Raw genomic sequence first — 17450 nt, forward strand, 5'->3', positions numbered from 1 at the left:
CTTAGTGTTCATCATCAAGGCTGAGCTCTATTTTATCGACGGTGGCCCGCATTTTGGCTAAATATTTACGGGCCGCTTCTTCGGGTAACATGGCTTTTGCAATGTAGACGAGATTTAAGACGCCAATAACCGTTTGGTTTTTAAAAATGGGCAAGGCGATAGCCGCTATTTTTTGCTCAGCTTCCCATTCAGAGTAATTGCTGCCGTACCCACGTTGGCGAGTTCGATAGATTAACTGAGCAATATATTCCTCGTCACGTGCTAACAGGCCTTGAGCGTCTTGACGGCTGCCTAATAGATCCAGCAAGGCTTGGCGTTCAGCTTCTGGGCAGAATGCAAGATAGGTACGACCTGCAGCCGTATACAAAATGGGCAAACGACGCCCAACCATCGAGCGATGAAAGGATAAACGGCTAAAACGATGTGTGGTCTCACGCACAACCATTGCATCACCGTCCAGGGTGCAAAGATCGGTTGGCCAAATGACCTGTGGCAAGAGATCCGCGAGCAATGGCGCTGCAATGGCGGATATCCATTGTTCATCACGAAACCCCTCACTCAATTCACGCACTTGTATTGTCAGTTGATAACCATCATCTGACAGGCTTCGGCGCACATAGCCTTCATCTTGTAGTGTTTCCAGTAAGCGTCGAACGGTGGTGCGGTGTATGCCGGTTAGTTTGGCGAGCTCTGAGATGCTTGCTCCACCATCAAGCCGATTAAGCGTGTTCAATAGGAGCAATCCTCGTGTGAGGCCACGAACGGTTTTGTATTCAGTTTCTTTAGAGACGGGTTCATGGCTCATGGGTATGTCCTTTTGTCGGTAAAGAGTGTGCACTCAGTGCACAAGAAAGGCCTTTTTGGTTGATGCAATTAAGCATAGCTTTTTATAATCGATGAATAAATGAGCAAGCTAAAAAATATAACATAATATTGAGTTCCTCTTTATTTAAATAAAGATCAATCGATAGGTTATATAAAGATCGATGTAAATTGATGGCTCAATAAAAATCATGAAGAAGCTCTGTTCTTCATATTATTTTGTCTTGAATGCAGTTTTTTGTTCTATTCAATATTCATATCGTTTGAATAGGAATAGAGCGACGTTGCTAAACCATAATAAAACAAACGGTACAACACAATGAGTACAGTTATGTCACAGACAGTATCAACTTCCCTTGATTATTCGGCAGATGTGGTCGTGTTGGGTGCAGGACCTGTGGGTCTGACGATTGCAAATTATTTAGGCCAAGTCGGAATACGTGTATTGGTCATCGAAAAGTTGGATGCGCTAATTGATTATCCGCGTGCAATTGGCATAGACGATGAGGCGCTGCGCACCTTGCAGTCTGTTGGCTTGATCGATAAGGTTTTGCCGCATACGACTCCCTACCACTGGATGCGATTTTTAACCCCCAAAGGGCATTGCTTTGCATCCATAGAACCCAAGACCGATGAGTTTGGTTGGTCTCGGCGTAATGCATTTATTCAACCACAGATTGATAAGGTTTTGTTGGAGGGATTGAAGCGCTTTGAGCAGGTTAACACATTATTCTCACGGGATATGTATCAGTTTGATCAGGATGCTGAAGGGGTCAATCTCTATATGCGCACCGCGGAGGGTACGGAAGAGCGTGTTCGTTGCCGCTATTTGATTGCAGCCGATGGTGGCAATAGCATGGTTCGGAGGACACTTAATATCGCGTTTGACGGTAAAACAGCCCCCAATCAGTGGATAGTGGTGGATATTAAGAATGATCCTCTGGGCACACCGAACATCTATATGTGTTGTGATCCCGTGCGTCCTTACGTGTCGGCTGCTTTACCACAGGGTGTTCGTCGTTTTGAGTTTATGGTGATGCCAGGTGAAACCGAAGAAAGCCTATCTCAGCCTGACAATATGCGTAAATTACTGGCCAAGGTGTTGCCGAACCCCGAAAAAGTTGAACTGATTCGTCAGCGTGTCTATACGCATAATGCACGACTTGCCGCTGAGTTTCGCCGTGGCAAGATTTTGTTGGCAGGTGATGCGGCGCATATTATGCCAGTGTGGCAGGGGCAGGGGTATAACAGTGGAATGCGCGATGCCAGCAATCTTGCCTGGAAAGTTGGAATGGTGGTTAAGGGATTGGCGGGTGAGGCATTGTTGGACACCTATCAGCAGGAGCGTCGTGATCACGCGCGGGCGATGATTGATCTGTCTGTGATGGCAGGGCATGTGTTAGCACCACCAAAGCCTTGGATGGGGAAACTCCGTGATGGTGTGGCTTGGTTATTGAATTATTTACCGCCTATTAAACGTTACTTCTTGGAAATGCGCTTTAAGCCCATGCCCCAGTATGACAAGGGTGTATTGGTGAAGCCTGATATGAAGCTTACCCATAATCCCGTGGGCCGTTTATTTATTCAGCCCAAGATTCGTACTGAGTCGGGTGATGTTTGCTTATTAGATGATGTCATTGGCGCTAAATTTGCCATCATTGCTTGGGGAACCGATCCTACTTGGGGATTAAGCCAACAACAGATCGAATTTTGGAAGCATTTAGGGACAGCGTTTATTCAGGTTGTACCATCTGTACAGATGTTAGCACCCACGACCTTGTCTGATGACGTTATTCGAGTTGGGGATGAACAAGGCCGACTAAAAGACTGGTTTGGTCAATACCCCGCTTCAGTGGTGATTGTTCGCCCAGATCGATTTGTCGCAGGACTCACTCTTCCGCTGACCCTCGAGCACACCTGCTCACGCCTATCCCAAGCCCTCGCGGCTAAGGCTGTGTCGCATCGCGCCAGCGTTGAACCTATAGGGAAGGTGGCGTGAATGAAGACAATGCTGCACTGCATGTCCCACTCGCCGCTGGTGGGGTTTGTTGACCCGTTACCTGAAATCTTGGATGAAGTGAATGGAGTTATTTCAAATGCGAGAAAGGCAGTAAAGGCCTTCGATCCAGATCTCGTTGTGCTCTTTGCGCCGGATCATTACAACGGCTTTTTTTACGATCTGATGCCGTCTTTCTGTATTGGAACAGACGCTTACGCGATTGGTGATTTTGGCACCTTAGCTGGCGATCTAAATGTACCTCAAGCCTTGGCTGAAAGCTTAGCTGCATCGGTTCTTGATTCAGGCGTTGATGTGGCGGTTTCCTACCGCATGCAGTTAGACCATGGTTTTGCTCAGCCACTTGATGAGCTGGTCGGAGGGTTGGATTGTAAACCTGTGATTCCCATTTTTATCAATTCGGTTGCAGTTCCCTTGCCAAGCTTTCAACGTGCCCGATTGTTGGGTGAAGCGGTGGGTCGCTATCTTAAAACACTGGATAAAAAAGTCCTGATCTTAGGCTCGGGTGGCTTGTCGCATCAACCTCCCGTACCAGAATTGGCGACAGCAAATGCGCATATGGTTGATCGTATGAAAGGGTCCGGTCGTCACTTGCCAGACGATGAACGTGAGGCACGCACTCAGCGGGTCATCACAGCGGCACGTCGATTTGTGGAGGACCAAAGCACACTTCACCCCTTGCATCCTGAGTGGGATCAGTCGTTTATGACGCTGTTATCGGAAGGGCGAATGGCCGACCTAGATGCCATGAAGAATGACGAACTATCGGCGCTGGCAGGAAAATCAACCCATGAGGTAAAAGCCTGGGTCAGCGCCTTTGCCGCTCTATCGGTGATGGGAAATTTCAATACAACGAATCGCTACTACCGTCCCATTCCAGAATGGATAGCCGGTTTTGGTTCGTTAACCGCATACACGGAAAAAACGCTATGAATACCTTGTTGGAAAAACTCGCATTAGATCTGCGCAATGCCGAACTGAGTGGGCAGCCTATTTCCCCTTTACGTGATCAATTAGGCGATGTCGATGCTGAGTCGGCCTATCGCATACAACAAATTAATGTCGAGCATGGGTGTCTTCAAGGGCGTCGTGTTGTGGGGCGTAAAGTCGGCTTGACCAATCCATTGGTGCAACAGCAGTTAGGTGTGAATCAACCAGATTTTGGAACTTTATTTGCTGACATGAGTTATGCCGATAACGCAATTATCCCCTTTGATCGCGTAATGCAACCTAAGATTGAAGCCGAGATTGCGCTGATTCTTGATCAGGATTTACCCGAATCTGATACCACTCTAGCGGATTTGATTCGAGCCATCGGTTGGGTGCTGCCAGCCTTGGAAATCGTAGGAAGCCGGATTGATGCCTGGAACATTCAGTTTGTTGATACCGTTGCTGACAATGCATCAAGTGGTTGTTTTGTGCTGGGTGGTCCCGCACGTCGTTTAGATGGATTGGACTTACTGAATGCCAAAATGAATATGACGCGTAATGGTGAGTTGGTGTCCAGCGGTAAAGGGTCTGAATGCTTAGGGCATCCGTTGAATGCCGCCGTCTGGTTGGCTCAAACGCTCAGTCGTTTGGGCACACCCTTGCGTGCAGGCGACATTATTTTAACCGGTGCATTAGGCCCGATGGTGAAGGTAGAGCCCAATGATCGATTTGCGGCGGATATCGAGGGCCTAGGCTCTGTGTCTGTGCGCTTTTCTTAAGCCTTTATATGTTCTGCCATAACCCTTTACTAGGATATCTCCATGAAAAAATTTAAAGCGGCCATTATAGGTTCAGGCAATATTGGCACTGATTTGATGATAAAAATTCTGCGCAATGGTAAGTATATTGAGATGGGAGCCATGGTTGGGATTGACCCTAACTCAGATGGCTTGGCACGTGCGTCGCGCATGGGCGTGGCAACCACACATGAGGGGGTTGAGGGACTCGCTCGCTTACCTGTTTTTTCAGAAATTGATTTTATCTTCGATGCAACCTCAGCCGGTGCGCACTTGAAAAATGAAGTGTTTTTAAGAGGCTTGAAGCCAAACCTGCGTATTATCGATCTGACACCTGCTGCAATTGGCCCCTATTGCATCCCGGTAGTGAACCTGGATCGTCACTTAGAGGATACCAATGTCAATATGGTGACCTGTGGCGGGCAAGCCACGATTCCAATGGTGGCGGCTGTATCTCGCGTTGCAAAGGTTCATTACGCCGAAATCATCGCTTCTATTTCAAGTAAGTCAGCCGGCCCTGGTACGCGCGCGAACATTGATGAGTTCACTGAAACCACTTCAAAAGCGATTGAAGTCGTCGGTGGTGCTGAGAAAGGGAAAGCCATCATCATTCTGAATCCCGCAGAGCCGCCTCTAATGATGCGAGACACCGTAATGGTCTTGTCTGAGGCGGCGGATTTGGCTGAGGTTGAAGCCTCCGTGTTAGACATGGAAAAGGCTGTCCAGAGCTATGTGCCAGGTTATCGGTTAAAGCAGCGTGTACAGTTCGATCGTATTCCTCCCGAGCATCCGGTCAATATTCCGGGTTTAGGCCGCTTTAGTGGTTTAAAAACATCGGTCTTTTTAGAGGTTGAAGGCGCCGCACACTATTTGCCAGCTTATGCGGGTAATCTCGACATCATGACCTCAGCCGCTCTATCGACGGCAGAGCGCATGGCTCAATCATCATTGACGGTTTAAGGAGATTTGACTATGAGCTTTAACCCAGGAAAAAAACTCTACATCTCCGACGTTACCTTACGTGACGGCAGTCATGCCGTGCGTCATCAATATACGATTCAACAGGTACAAACAATTGCGCGTGCGTTGGACAAAGCCCGTGTCGACAGTATTGAGGTGGCGCATGGTGATGGGCTTCAAGGTTCTAGTTTTAACTATGGCTTTGGCGCTCATACCGACCTAGAGTGGATTGAAGCTGTGTCTGAAGTGGTTGAGCATGCTCAGATCGCCACGCTGTTATTACCAGGCATAGGGACGGTTCATGATTTGGAGGCTGCCTACGCAGCGGGTGCTCGTATTGTCCGTGTAGCGACGCACTGCACGGAGGCCGATGTTTCGCGCCAGCATATAGAGCACGCACGTAAACTGGGTATGGATACCGTTGGCTTTTTAATGATGAGCCATATGACGACCCCGCAAGGCTTAGCCGAACAAGCCAAACTGATGGAAAGCTACGGCGCCACCTGTATTTATGTGGTGGATTCGGGTGGTGCGATGGCAATGGGCGATATTCGAGAGCGTTTTCGTGCGTTAAAAGATGTGCTGAACGCGAGTACCTTGACGGGGATTCACGCGCACCACAATCTTTCATTGGGCGTGGCGAACTCAATGGTGGCGGTCGAAGAAGGCTGTGATCGAATAGATGCAAGCCTTGCCGGCATGGGAGCAGGAGCCGGAAATGCACCACTTGAGGTGTTTATTGCGGCTGCAGAGCGTCAAGGATGGGATCATGGGACTGATCTGTACACGTTGATGGATGCAGCAGATGACATTGTACGTCCTCTTCAAGATCGCCCAGTACGTGTGGATCGTGAAACCTTGGCATTGGGCTATGCCGGTGTTTATTCCAGTTTTTTACGTCACTCTGAGATCGTGGCTGAGAAGTATGGTCTTAAAACCGTTGATATTCTGGTTGAACTGGGTAAGCGGCGTATGGTGGGTGGTCAAGAAGATATGATCGTGGATGTTGCATTGGATCTTCTCAAGGCCCAATCCGCTTAATGAGTTGAAATAACCGCTAGGTTTAAACGAAGCGACGCTCAGTCGCTTCGACATCACGTCAGTAAACAGCAAACCAGAATTTCAACGCTTTGATTAAAAAGTCTCAGCCTATAGAATGATCAAAAATTATATAGGTGCAATCATGGCAACAGCAAGTGCGGTCCATATTTTAGTCAAAACGGAAGAAGAGGCAGAGAAATTAAAGGAAAAACTGGCAAAAGGTGCCGATTTTGCCTTATTGGCCAAGAAACACTCTATCTGCCCATCTGGAAAACGCGGTGGCGATTTAGGTGAGTTTCGCAAAGGTCAGATGGTGAAAGCCTTCGATCAAGTGGTGTTTACCAAGCCTCTGTACAAAGTGCATGGGCCTGTAAAAACTCAGTTTGGTTTTCATCTAATCAAAATTCTGTACCGGAACAAGTAGGAAATGCGTCTGTACTCTATTTGCTGCAGATTGGTTGATTGCGTGTCTGAGGCGTTATTGGTGTGAGCATCGAGTTTTCGTCCTTCGACCTACGAACCTATTCAAATGAAGTGGCGAGCCATCAGCACGATTATCATCAATTGGTGTTGCCCGTTGAAGGGTGTTTGTCTTTAAGTATCGAGCAAGCCGAGGGCGATGTGATGGCTTCAAAGGCGGCGATTATTGCGGCAGGGGCCTCTCACGGATTTTTTGCATCAGATCGAAATATGTTTCTGGTGGCCGATGTACCATCATCTTTGGCTCCGCGTTTGGAGTCATTTCCAGCGTTTATCGATTTGGATGAAGCACTGACGCGCTATGTGCGTTTCTTGTCTGCTCAAGTTCAGGCTCAGGCTCAACAAGGTACACCAGATCTACAAAAGCAAATGCTAGGCCTGTTGATACAGTTGCTGCAGGAAAAGGCGGGTGTTCAAGTACAGGTTGATCAACGCGTGGCCGCTGTCAAAGCCTATATCGCGCAAAACTTGGATCAAGCTATAACCCTGCCTCAGCTGGCGGGGGTTGCCCATTTGAGTGTTCGTCAACTGAGCCATGTGTTTACTCAATCTGAAGGATGCTCTCCGCAGCACTACCTCATTGAACAACGAATGCAGCGTGCTCGGGACTTGCTGGAGTCAACGGATTTAAGTGTACAACGTATCTCCGAATCCGTGGGCTATTCAAATTTGGCTGCGTTTAGCGATCGTTTCCGACAATGCATGGGTCGGTCACCCCGTCATTTCCGCCGATTGAGCAAAGAGATACGCTGAATCACGAAAGCGTCGTCTAGGTCTTTTGGTTACAGTCATGTTTTTCAATCGACAGTAGGATCAAGATGGCTTCCTTGCATACAGCAACCTTAATAGGATCTGTTTCAATTCTTCTCTGGGGGACCTTGGCATTGCTCACCCGTATGACGGGCGGCGTGATTCCTGAGTTTCAGTTAATGTCCATGACTTTTGGTATTGCATTTTTATTGATGCTTGCGCGATGGCGCTGGCGTAAACAGTCGGGTGTCGTGTTTATCCGTCAGCCATTGGCAGCTTGGGGATTAGGGGTGGCGGGTTTATTTGGCTACCATTTTGTCTACTTCAAAGCCATGACATTAGCACCCGCCGTTGAAGTAAGCTTATTGGCCTATCTTTGGCCATTGCTGATTGTCTTGTTCAGCGCTTTGTTGCCCGGTGAAAAGATACGAAAAACTCATCTGCTAGGGGCTATATTGGCTTTATTAGGATGTTGGATTTTGGTGGGGCAGAATGCAAGTGGCTTTCAGTCGCAGTATGTGCAGGGATATCTATTGGCATTGTTGTGTGCGTTGATTTGGTCTAGTTACTCTGTGTTAAGCCGTCTGGTGAAGTCTGTTCCCACGGATGCAGTGGGTTGGTTTTGTGCGGTGACCTCAGTATTGGCATTGATTTGCCATCTAATATGGGAAGAGACAGTCTGGCCGCAAACGCTTGTACAGTGGGTTGGAGTGGTCGGTTTAGGGCTTGGCCCTGTTGGGATTGCCTTCTTTACATGGGATTACGGCGTTAAGCATGGCAATATCCAGCTTCTCGGCACGTTGGCGTATAGCGCACCCTTAATTTCGGTTGTCTTGCTGCTGATGGCCGGAGAGGCGGAACCAAGCTCGGCAATCCTGTATGCGAGTCTCGCCATTGTGGGTGGATCCTTCATCGCGGGAAGAAAATGGGCATAGGTCAAGATGTAAAAAAGGCCAGCGACCTCAGCAAATGTGCCTTTTGGTGACTGGCCTTTGACCTGTGCGACCACATTCCTAGAATGGGTGCTTGCGGTCTGAGATCGTACATATCTCTGCTTTAAGTATAGCGCATAATAGGAAAGTGCAAGTTATCGCGTCACTTTTTTCCAGACCGACATTTCGGCAACCGTATGCTGGTGCTTACGCGTTGTTTCACGAATCACAAACGGAATATCTTGAGTGCCAATCAATTCAAACTCTGGCGCTAAATGCTGTTTCAGACCTTCGAGCGTTGTGAGGTTCTCGCCAGCGTCTTTAAAGCCGCCTAACCATTGGTTTTTATCCGTAAATTCGGCTAGCCAAGTGTAGGGCGAGGTGAGTACAAGATAACCACCTGCAAGGATGCGGGGTTTTATGTCGTTTAAAAACTTCGCAGGCTCGTACAGTCGATCAATCAAATTTCCAGCAAATACCAGATCGTAGCCGGTATACATGGCTTTCAGATTGCAGGCATCTCCTTGGGAAAAGGTCACTTTGTAAGCCTGTTGCTCAAGTCCCAAGTGCGCAAGATGGATGTCTTTGAGTTCAGTTAATTCTCCCTCAGTGGGTATCTGATAGCGAATCTGACCCTTCTCTGCGAGCAACTGAGCATTGCGGATAAATCGTGCTGAAAAGTCTAAGGCATCGACTTTGTCTGAGATATTGGCCAGCTCGAAACTGCTGCGACCGGTTGCGCAGCCAATATCCAAAACATGTTTAAAGTGATTGCGTTGAGTGAGTTGCTGTACATGCTCAACACAGGCTTTGGGATAGTTTGGAACACCAAAATATTCTGCACCGTAGTGAAATTCTAGATACATTGAAATAAGCGCGTCTGTCTCGTAGGTGTTCATATGGTTATTCGGCATTAGGGCAGACTCCACATATCGAAAGCCAGCGTGTTGAAAAAAGTGACGTCGAAACGCATAGCGACTGTCACGGATCGATTCATTTCCGGTTGAAATCCAGCTGCCTCCTTTGATCAGGTTATGTTTACCATCAAAGGTCGGGACTGAAAAATCATCATAGCTTGAATGGACTTCAAAACCATTAAACGCATCAATGGGCGTCTCGGTCCATTGCCATACATTGCCGACAATATCGTAAAAATTGCCCTGTTGAAATTGATTCACCGGGCATGAAGATGCAAACGCTTCTAAATTGACATTGCCGGGTGCCTTTTCCCACTCGACATGATCCTGTTGAAGATTAAGGTCATAGAGTCGATACCATTCTGCTTCGGTGGGCAGCCGAAGGGGTTTTCCTTGCTTGGTGGACAGCCATTGGCAAAAGGCTTTGGCTTCTAAATGATTAACATCAACTGGCCAGCTCCATGGCATTTCAATTTCCTCTAGCATAGCCCGATATTTAAAGCTGCCATCGCTTTGAGGCACCCAGAAAATGGGGTGTTTAGGCCTTTTATAGCTCACCCACTGCCAGCCTTCATCTGTCCACCATTCTTGAACCTCATACCCTCCGTCACGAACAAACTGTAAGTATTCGGCATTGCTGACCAAGTACTGGCTGGCCTGAAAGGCTTGAACCTCTGTCTCTAAATGGCCAAATTCGTTATCCCAGCCGTAGGTGTTCGATTGGTTTTTATGGCGGCCTTGAATCACAAGGCCTTGGCTAACGGAAAGGAGATTGTTGCTGGGGGGCGTGCGGGCCTGTTCCGTACAAATGGGCCAGTGGTTAGAAGGTTTGACCTGATCAAGGGGAAGTTGTCGAATCAACACAGATGAGGTTTCAAGATGAATACGTTCGTGTTCGATGCCCATTAAAATAATCCAGAAGGGGTCTTCCCACTGAATCGGCAATGTTAAAGGTAGTTCATCAATAAGTTGGTTGACGAGTGCTTTAACTTGATCGCGATAGAGTTTCACTTCTTCAACACTAGGCCAATCATAATGGGCATCATTAAGATCATCCCAAGACATTTCATCGACACCGATGGCTAGCATGGACTCTAGCTTTGGGTTCAAGCGATTGCTGATGATTTGGCTTACGCGAAGCTTGTTTACGAAAAACGTAGCGGTGTGGCCAAAGTAAAAAATCAAAGGATGGCGCAAGGGTTCGGGACGTAGATAAAAGGTGTTGTCGGATGCTAGCACTGAAAACAAGGATTCATATAGCTCAAAGGTATCATTAAAGTAGGTTTTGATCTCTTGTCGCTTAAGAATTGGGTCACCAACGTCGATGACGGGTGTTTTATGAGGTCTGGTCAGCATGCGAGAAGTCCCTTGATTGAGAGTTTATGTTTCCATTACGTTGTTAAGGGTAAGATGGTTTCATCAATACTGTGCTTGATTCACAGACCTCCTTTGTTGACAAATCAACATCACCTGTGTCCTTTTTCTTAATAGATTTTAGCCCGTAATTGTTTAATCTAATGTGAAAGTGTATTTTGACATAAAAACCGATTGGAAAGTCTTAATGATACCTGATTATGAAAAGCGTCTAACGGCCCTGAGGCCACGATTATTAGCGTTTGCGCGTTTACAATTGCGTTGTCATGATGAGGCGGAAGATGTGGTGCAAGAAACATTGTTGGTTGCGACAACTAAACAGGACGAGTTTAAGGGGCTCAGTCAATATGAAACTTGGGTGTTCGGTATTCTTAAGTACAAAATACTGGATTTGTTTCGTGCCCAAAAGTTGCGTTCACGCTGGTTGGTTGATACGGATACCTCATGGCAAGATGAGCTGGATAAACAGTTTCGTGAAAATGAGCGCTGGCAAGATGAGCATCGACCACAAGACTGGGGTGATCCAGAAGCGGTTCTTGCCAGCAGTCACTTTTGGCGTGTCTTCGATGCCTGCATGATTCATTTGCCCGATGTGCCTGCCCGGGTTTTCTCGTTACGAGAGTTGATGGAAGTGGATATTGAAGAAATTTGCTCCATTCTCGGTATTACTGAAAACAACTGCTCGGTGATTCTGTACCGAGCCCGAATGAAGCTTCGCCAATGCCTTGAAAAGGGTTGGTTAGTCGGAGAAGGCACATAATGTTGACCTGTCATAAAGCCACACATCTTATGTCTGCTCGTTTAGACCGTCCTTTACCTTTAGGCAAGAAGATGAGTCTTACGTTTCATTTGATGATGTGTAAAAGCTGTCACCGTTGTGATAAACAGCTTGAACTCATTCATCAAGCAGGGCAGGGTTGGCATCAAAAAAGAATTGAAGAGGGTCTCATTGAGCCTGATTCAAATGCATAGAAAAATAAGGTGTAAAAACTGTAAGAAATCTGATGACTTAAACGACATATCCTTCAAATAGGATAAGAGGATATATCGATGTTAGTTTCGTCTATGCAGATTTATGTAATGGTGGCTGCATTACTAGTGGTCGCTGCTTTCACCTTGATAACTGCGCCAGCAGTCAAAACGGCAGAAGGCTTTTTTAGCGGTAAAGAACAGGGAAGTGTGCCGAGTCTTTGGACGCTTACCTTGTCACAAGTGACGACATGGATTTTTGCACGTTCTTTATTGAACGCGGCCATTCTCGGTTACCTATTCGGGATTGCTGGTACTTTGGCCTATGCTGTTTATTATGGCTCTTTTCTCACGGGTTGGTTAATTATCGATCGCCTTAGGTTTCATCATGGTGAAACGAGTATTCAAGACTTTTTTGCGAGGCAGTTTGGTCGCTTAGGATCCTACTGTTACAACCTACTAGTGTCGTTACGCTTGCTATCGGAAGTTTTTGCCAATTTACTTGTGGTCGGTATAGTGTTTGGTGCGGTGGGGTCTGGAGCTTGGCAGGTTTCGATCTTGTTGGTTGCTGGATTAACGCTTGTTTACTCAATGCGCGGCGGGCTGAGTGCGTCTTTGAAAACCGATGTTCAGCAGATGCTGATTTTATTGGTAATTTTGGCGGGCTTAATGGTGTTGCTTTTGACGCATCAGGCTTTTGAGTGGCCAGCGATCTTGAACAGCTCTCCAGAGTTAACGAATCCTGGTTGGATACTTCTCATTGTTGCACTTTTACAGGTAATCAGTTACCCGCTACATGATCCTGTCATGATGGATCGCGGATTACTGGCAGATCGCCAAACCACCCGTAAAAGCTTTATTCATGCCTTTTGGATATCCACCTTGTTTATCCTGCTGTTCGGTTTATTGGGTGTTTTCGCCGGTTTACATCGCATGGGTGAAGAGGAACTTATGGGTACCTTGCAGCGATTGTTTGGCACGCCAGTCATGCTGTTAGTTGGTATGGCGCTGATTATCTCTGCGGCATCAACCATGGATTCTACGTTATCCAGTGCCTCACGCTTAGCGGTTGTCGAAATGAAAATTGGACAAGCGACGCCTGCAACTGGGCGTTGGGCAATGCTATTGTTTACGCTGGGGGGGCTGTTTTTGGTCTACGTTGGAACCAATGATCTGTTTGCTGCTGTGGCTGTCAGTGGTACGGCATCCCTGTTTTTAACACCCGTCATCATCTTTAATATTTGGTTAAAACGAGACGTGGCGCGTTGGAGCTTTGCTGTTAATTTTATCTTTGCGGTATTAGGCTCTGTGCTCTATTTTTTGGAAACCTCTGGCCACACCAATCTCTTAGGTGACATCACGGGTTTGAGCCACAGCTATAGCAAGCTTTTGGTGATTACCTTCTTTATTTTGATCGTGGGTCTGTTCAGTTTTGCCTTAGGACTGGAACCTAAACGTAAGGGGAGTGTAAATGAGCGCAGAGCGTGAAGGGCGCAGCTGTCCGATTGATTACCGTTATTCTCCTAGCCTTATCGCTGCAACTGAACCTTGTCTCTCAACACAGGTTCTGTATGTCGCTGGCGGTCTGTATGGCAACCCTTATGCACTCGATTGTTTGGAAGCGATGGTGTCTGATGAACCTCATGCCAAGCTGATCTTTAACGGTGATTTCCATTGGTTTGATGCCAAAACTGAACTCTTCAGTAGTATCAATAATCGAGTGGCCAAGTATTCTGCTATAGCGGGTAATGTCGAAAAAGAACTGGCTAGGACTGAGTCAGCGAATGTTGGCTGCGGCTGTGCGTACCCTGAAGCAGTTGATCAAGCACTCGTCGACCGATCGAATCGGATTCATAAACGATTACAGTCAATTCTACCAAACGATAGTCATCTTTTAGGTTGGTTAAGAAATTTGCCTAATTATGCCGTTGTTGAGGTTGTCGGACGACGCGTGGCTGTCGTGCATGGAGACGCAACATCCCTCGCAGGATGGGGTTTTGATGCAGGCAGCATCGATCTGCCTGAACAACAAGCACTCATTCAGCGCTGGTTAGTCGAGGCTAATGTTGATGCGTTTGCGTCTTCTCATACTTGCCAAGCGGTCTGTCGTCAATTTCAGTCAGGTGTGGTGATTAATAACGGTGCAGCCGGAATGCCAAATTTTAATGATGGCTGCTATGGCATCATTACGCGAATAGCCCAGACGGCGGGACATCGTAAACCGCTATATTCGACGACCTATCAGGGATTGGTGTATGAGGCCATACCACTCTACTACGATCAGGATGCTTGGATAAACCTGTTTCTCTCGTTGTGGCCTGATGGCTCTGATGCCTGGATCTCCTATTGGGAAAGAATTGAACAGGGAAGTAAAAAAACCTTAGATGATTTGATCAGCGTTTAAGTCATAGAGAGTGTAAGAAACACTGTGATGGATACGACTGAGTTAAAACAGAATATTACTTAAGGTGTGATCAATGAATAAGAAAGTCGTATTACTGGCTGGGTTAGTCTTAGCCGTGTTAGTGGTTTGGCAGCTTGGTTGGCTAGATGCGTTAACCTTTGACAACCTCAAACAGCAGCAGGCTAACCTGATGGCGATGAGAGACGCTCAACCCCTAATGGTGAGTGTTGTTTACCTCTTGATTTACGTCGGTGTGACTGCCCTGTCCCTTCCAGGGGCTGCGATTATGACACTCGCTGGTGGTGCGATCTTCGGCTTAGGCTGGGGACTGTTATTGGTATCCTTTGCCTCGACGCTGGGCGCAACTCTGGCGATGCTGGTGTCGCGTTTTTTTCTACGCGATTGGGTCAAACAGAGATTTAGCCATAGCATGAAAAAGCTGGATGACGGTGTTGAACGGGAAGGTGCCTTTTATCTGTTTGCACTTCGCCTAGTGCCGGCATTTCCTTTCTTTGTGATCAATCTGGCGATGGGTTTGACACGGATGAAAATCTGGACCTTTTGGTGGGTGAGTCAGGTGGGAATGCTGGTCGGTACGGCGGTCTATGTCAATGCCGGCACTCAGCTTGCACAACTTCAGTCACCGAGTGATATTTTATCCATTCAACTCTTGGGCGCCTTCGTCCTGTTGGGTGTATTCCCGTTGCTGGCCCGCAAAGCACTGGAGATCTATAAAAGTCGCCAAGCGTTACGCCAGTGGAAAAAACCGGCGCACTTCGATACCAATTTAGTGGTGATCGGTGCTGGCAGTGGTGGTTTGGTCTCGGCTTACATTGCCGCGGCCGTGAAAGCCAAGGTGGTACTGGTTGAAAAGCACCAAATGGGTGGTGACTGTCTGAATACGGGCTGTGTGCCCTCAAAAGCCCTGATTCGTTCAGCGAAACTGGCGCATGAAATGCGTCACGCTGATCACTATGGTTTGAAAAGCCAACAACCGGAGGTCGATTTTGCTGCCGTGATGGATCGTATTCATGCGGTGATCGCTGAGATCGAACCTCATGATTCGGTAGAGCGTTTTACCGGATTAGGTGTCGATGTGCGCCAGGGTAGCGCGAAACTCATCTCGCCTTGGGAAGTAGAGATTACGTTGAATACTGGCGAAATGCAGCGTGTCACTACCCGCAGCATTATTCTGGCAACGGGAGCAGAGCCCTTTGTACCCGACCTTCCGGGGTTAGACAAAGTAGACTATCTCACGTCTGATAACCTGTGGCAGTTACGCGACCTGCCTAAACGCTTGTTAGTGCTGGGTGGCGGGCCTATCGGTTGTGAATTAACGCAAGCTTTTCAACGTTTGGGATCTCAGGTGACGCAAGTGGAACGCGGTGAACGCTTGATGGCACGTGAAGATGAAGACGCCAGTCAGTTGGTGATGCAGCATTTTCGTCAAGAAGGGGTGGATCTTCGTTTGCAGCATCAAGCGTTACGGTTTGAAGTCACTGGCGATAAAAAATACCTGATTGCCCAGAAAGTGGCTGGAGAAGAAGTCTCTATTGAATTTGATCGTGTTGTCATTGCCGTAGGCCGAAAACCAAGACTCAGGGGTTATGGTCTTGAAGAGTTGGGACTGTTACCTGAAGAGGCTAAAACGCTCGATACTCTCGATACTAACAACTATTTGCAGACGATTTACCCCAATATTTTTGCCTGTGGTGACTTAATAGGTCCCTTTCAGTTTACCCATGCTGCTTCGCATCAGGCCTGGCATGCCACAGTGAATGCGTTGTTCGGTGATTTTAAAAAGTTTGCAGTGGACTATCGCTTTCTTCCATGGGCGACATTCACCGATCCTGAAGTGGCCCGAGTCGGTTTAAATGAACAAGAGGCTAAAGAGCAGGGCATCGATTATGAAGTCACCACCTATGGTATCGATGATCTTGATCGTGCCATCGCCGATGGTCAGGCCTATGGCTTTGTGAAAGTCTTAACACAGCAAGGGAAAGATAAAATTTTAGGTGTGACGTTAGTGGGCCCTCACTCGGGTGATTTGATTGCCGAGTTTGTACTCGCCATGAAACATGGACTGGGGATGAATAAATTACTGGGTACGATTCATATTTATCCAACCATGACAGAAGCGAACAAATTTGCGGCAGGCAATTGGAAAAAAGCCCATGCACCCGAGACGGTGTTAGGTTGGCTGCAAAAATTTCATCAGTGGCGGCTTAAGTAAGAGAGGCGTTCGATAAAGTGATGGGGTGGGAAAAATAGTTTTAGTCTCGTTTGTGCTGGTGGAGCAACTGTCAGTCGATGGTTGCTCAGCTGGCTATTATTCTTCGCCTAAGTAATCTGGATCATCAGTTGGACAGCCTGAGTGATCCGCTGTGGCTGACAAGATAAGATCGGAATACCACGCCTTTGCTTCACCACCGGCGTTATCGCTGTCGCTCATCAAGGCTAAGGCGATAACCCGTGGATTCGGGTTGTCAAAGTAGCGTTGGAAATCCTGCGTTAGATGACGGCTTTCCGCCACCCACTGATTTAGCTTTGTATTGCCGGACTGGAGTGCCAGTAGATGAGCACGTGATGTAAATGCATTAGGCCAATCTGCCCCTTTAGGTTGTTCACTGGCCCACACATAATTAAGTGCTTGAACCTGCCAAGGTAGGCGACCTGTTCGTGCAACAGCGTAAACTCGTGCGGGATAGTCATCGCCCGCTTTTGATCTTTCATCAATGCTAGAGTAAGTATTGCTAACGCGCCAGCACCAGTGCAACCAAGGTGTTTCTGATAAATTGATCTCTCCCTCCCAGCCAAGACCTGATGCTGCATGTTGAGTGTGAGCGGCCAGTACTTTTTGGTCACCCGCTGTTACGATTTGATAGTGTGTTTGCCCACTGAATTTCTCTGTCTTCCAGCCATCTAACCCAGATGTGGAAAAGAACGGTGGCAGCTCAGCGGCTAGGGCAGCTGATGCAACCATATGGCTGATGAGGAAACCGATTGTAAAACAACTAAACTTCATAATAGCCTCCAAGGCTTAACCTTTCTCAGTTT

The 17450-nt window shown here is 47.5% G+C and carries 16 protein-coding genes; 13 read left to right on the forward strand and 3 right to left on the reverse strand.

From position 1 onward, the window contains the following. Position 1 precedes the first annotated feature (1 nt). Positions 2–805: a DNA-binding transcriptional regulator gene (locus DN062_RS02960; protein WP_112157402.1), complete on the reverse strand. Its 804-nt coding sequence runs from the start codon at positions 803–805 to the stop codon at positions 2–4. A 348-nt stretch (positions 806–1153) separates the two neighbouring features. Between DN062_RS02960 and DN062_RS02965 the strand changes: the two genes are divergently transcribed. The 8 genes from DN062_RS02965 to yddG all read left to right on the forward strand — a co-directional run bounded on the left by DN062_RS02965 (position 1154) and on the right by yddG (position 8732). Further along, entirely contained in the window at positions 1154–2821 is a 1668-nt protein-coding gene (locus tag DN062_RS02965; protein WP_112157403.1) for a bifunctional 3-(3-hydroxy-phenyl)propionate/3-hydroxycinnamic acid hydroxylase, read from the forward strand. Then, on the forward strand, positions 2822–3772 hold the full coding sequence (locus DN062_RS02970; RefSeq protein ID WP_112157405.1) for a 3-carboxyethylcatechol 2,3-dioxygenase: 951 nt from the start codon (positions 2822–2824) through the stop codon (positions 3770–3772). It begins immediately after the preceding gene. Then, a complete protein-coding gene (gene mhpD, locus DN062_RS02975; RefSeq protein WP_112157406.1) occupies positions 3769–4548 on the forward strand; it encodes a 2-keto-4-pentenoate hydratase in 780 nt (259 codons plus the stop codon). Before DN062_RS02970 ends, mhpD begins: the two co-directional genes overlap by 4 nt. Positions 4549–4590: 42 nt before the next feature. Beyond that, positions 4591–5526: an acetaldehyde dehydrogenase (acetylating) gene (locus DN062_RS02980; protein WP_112157408.1), complete on the forward strand. Its 936-nt coding sequence runs from the start codon at positions 4591–4593 to the stop codon at positions 5524–5526. Between the two features lie 12 nt (positions 5527–5538). Further along, the gene (gene dmpG, locus DN062_RS02985) at positions 5539–6567 is read left to right on the forward strand and encodes a 4-hydroxy-2-oxovalerate aldolase (RefSeq protein ID WP_112157409.1); all 1029 of its coding nucleotides are present in this window, start codon (positions 5539–5541) and stop codon (positions 6565–6567) included. A gap of 142 nt (positions 6568–6709) precedes the next feature. Further along, on the forward strand, positions 6710–6991 hold the full coding sequence (gene ppiC / locus DN062_RS02990; protein WP_112157411.1) for a peptidylprolyl isomerase PpiC: 282 nt from the start codon (positions 6710–6712) through the stop codon (positions 6989–6991). Positions 6992–7053: 62 nt separating this feature from the next. Next, complete coding sequence (locus DN062_RS02995; RefSeq protein ID WP_112157413.1) at positions 7054–7800, forward strand: AraC family transcriptional regulator; 747 nt, start codon at positions 7054–7056, stop codon at positions 7798–7800. Positions 7801–7865: 65 nt separating this feature from the next. Continuing rightward, positions 7866–8732, forward strand: coding sequence for an aromatic amino acid exporter YddG (yddG, locus tag DN062_RS03000; RefSeq protein ID WP_112157415.1), 867 nt, complete (start codon positions 7866–7868; stop codon positions 8730–8732). 152 nt (positions 8733–8884) lie between these two features. Here the strand turns inward: yddG and ovoA are convergent, their stop codons facing one another. After that, positions 8885–11002, reverse strand: a complete 2118-nt coding sequence (gene ovoA, locus DN062_RS03005; RefSeq protein WP_112157417.1) for a 5-histidylcysteine sulfoxide synthase — start codon at positions 11000–11002, stop codon at positions 8885–8887. A 205-nt stretch (positions 11003–11207) separates the two neighbouring features. Here ovoA and DN062_RS03010 point away from each other — a divergent pair, with 205 nt between their 5' ends. The 5 genes from DN062_RS03010 (at position 11208) to DN062_RS03030 (ending at position 16626) form a co-directional block, all read left to right on the forward strand. Continuing rightward, on the forward strand, positions 11208–11780 hold the full coding sequence (locus tag DN062_RS03010; protein WP_112157418.1) for a sigma-70 family RNA polymerase sigma factor: 573 nt from the start codon (positions 11208–11210) through the stop codon (positions 11778–11780). Then, positions 11780–11992: a zf-HC2 domain-containing protein gene (locus DN062_RS19165; RefSeq protein WP_112157420.1), complete on the forward strand. Its 213-nt coding sequence runs from the start codon at positions 11780–11782 to the stop codon at positions 11990–11992. The genes DN062_RS03010 and DN062_RS19165 overlap by 1 nt, the downstream gene beginning before the upstream one ends. Before the next feature lie 78 nt (positions 11993–12070). Beyond that, entirely contained in the window at positions 12071–13477 is a 1407-nt protein-coding gene (locus DN062_RS03020) for a sodium:proline symporter (protein ID WP_205126635.1), read from the forward strand. Continuing rightward, complete coding sequence (locus DN062_RS03025) at positions 13461–14393, forward strand: metallophosphoesterase family protein (protein WP_112157422.1); 933 nt, start codon at positions 13461–13463, stop codon at positions 14391–14393. The genes DN062_RS03020 and DN062_RS03025 overlap by 17 nt, the downstream gene beginning before the upstream one ends. 73 nt (positions 14394–14466) lie before the next feature. Further along, positions 14467–16626 carry an FAD-dependent oxidoreductase gene (locus tag DN062_RS03030; protein ID WP_112157423.1) on the forward strand — a complete coding sequence of 720 codons (2160 nt, stop codon included), beginning with the start codon at positions 14467–14469 and terminating at the stop codon, positions 16624–16626. Positions 16627–16722: 96 nt separating this feature from the next. Here the strand turns inward: DN062_RS03030 and DN062_RS03035 are convergent, their stop codons facing one another. Further along, on the reverse strand, positions 16723–17418 hold the full coding sequence (locus tag DN062_RS03035) for a DUF3047 domain-containing protein (protein WP_112157425.1): 696 nt from the start codon (positions 17416–17418) through the stop codon (positions 16723–16725). Between the last annotated feature and the right edge of the window lie 32 nt (positions 17419–17450).

Origin of the sequence: Nitrincola tibetensis (assembly GCF_003284585.1) — a bacterium.
GTDB lineage: Bacteria > Pseudomonadota > Gammaproteobacteria > Pseudomonadales > Balneatricaceae > Nitrincola > Nitrincola tibetensis.

What these genes read in the sequence shown, in the direction of transcription:
- DN062_RS03030 (WP_112157423.1), top strand. Translation starts at nt 14,467, where the DNA reads ATGAATAAGAAAGTCGTATTACTGGCTGGGTTAGTCTTAGCCGTGTTA.
- ovoA (WP_112157417.1), bottom strand. Translation starts at nt 11,002, where the DNA reads ATGCTGACCAGACCTCATAAAACACCCGTCATCGACGTTGGTGACCCA.
- yddG (WP_112157415.1), top strand. Translation starts at nt 7,866, where the DNA reads ATGGCTTCCTTGCATACAGCAACCTTAATAGGATCTGTTTCAATTCTT.
- DN062_RS19165 (WP_112157420.1), top strand. Translation starts at nt 11,780, where the DNA reads ATGTTGACCTGTCATAAAGCCACACATCTTATGTCTGCTCGTTTAGAC.
- ppiC (WP_112157411.1), top strand. Translation starts at nt 6,710, where the DNA reads ATGGCAACAGCAAGTGCGGTCCATATTTTAGTCAAAACGGAAGAAGAG.
- DN062_RS02980 (WP_112157408.1), top strand. Translation starts at nt 4,591, where the DNA reads ATGAAAAAATTTAAAGCGGCCATTATAGGTTCAGGCAATATTGGCACT.
- DN062_RS03035 (WP_112157425.1), bottom strand. Translation starts at nt 17,418, where the DNA reads ATGAAGTTTAGTTGTTTTACAATCGGTTTCCTCATCAGCCATATGGTT.
- DN062_RS02965 (WP_112157403.1), top strand. Translation starts at nt 1,154, where the DNA reads ATGTCACAGACAGTATCAACTTCCCTTGATTATTCGGCAGATGTGGTC.
- DN062_RS03025 (WP_112157422.1), top strand. Translation starts at nt 13,461, where the DNA reads ATGAGCGCAGAGCGTGAAGGGCGCAGCTGTCCGATTGATTACCGTTAT.
- DN062_RS03020 (WP_205126635.1), top strand. Translation starts at nt 12,071, where the DNA reads ATGTTAGTTTCGTCTATGCAGATTTATGTAATGGTGGCTGCATTACTA.
- DN062_RS02970 (WP_112157405.1), top strand. Translation starts at nt 2,822, where the DNA reads ATGAAGACAATGCTGCACTGCATGTCCCACTCGCCGCTGGTGGGGTTT.
- dmpG (WP_112157409.1), top strand. Translation starts at nt 5,539, where the DNA reads ATGAGCTTTAACCCAGGAAAAAAACTCTACATCTCCGACGTTACCTTA.
- mhpD (WP_112157406.1), top strand. Translation starts at nt 3,769, where the DNA reads ATGAATACCTTGTTGGAAAAACTCGCATTAGATCTGCGCAATGCCGAA.
- DN062_RS02960 (WP_112157402.1), bottom strand. Translation starts at nt 805, where the DNA reads ATGAGCCATGAACCCGTCTCTAAAGAAACTGAATACAAAACCGTTCGT.
- DN062_RS03010 (WP_112157418.1), top strand. Translation starts at nt 11,208, where the DNA reads ATGATACCTGATTATGAAAAGCGTCTAACGGCCCTGAGGCCACGATTA.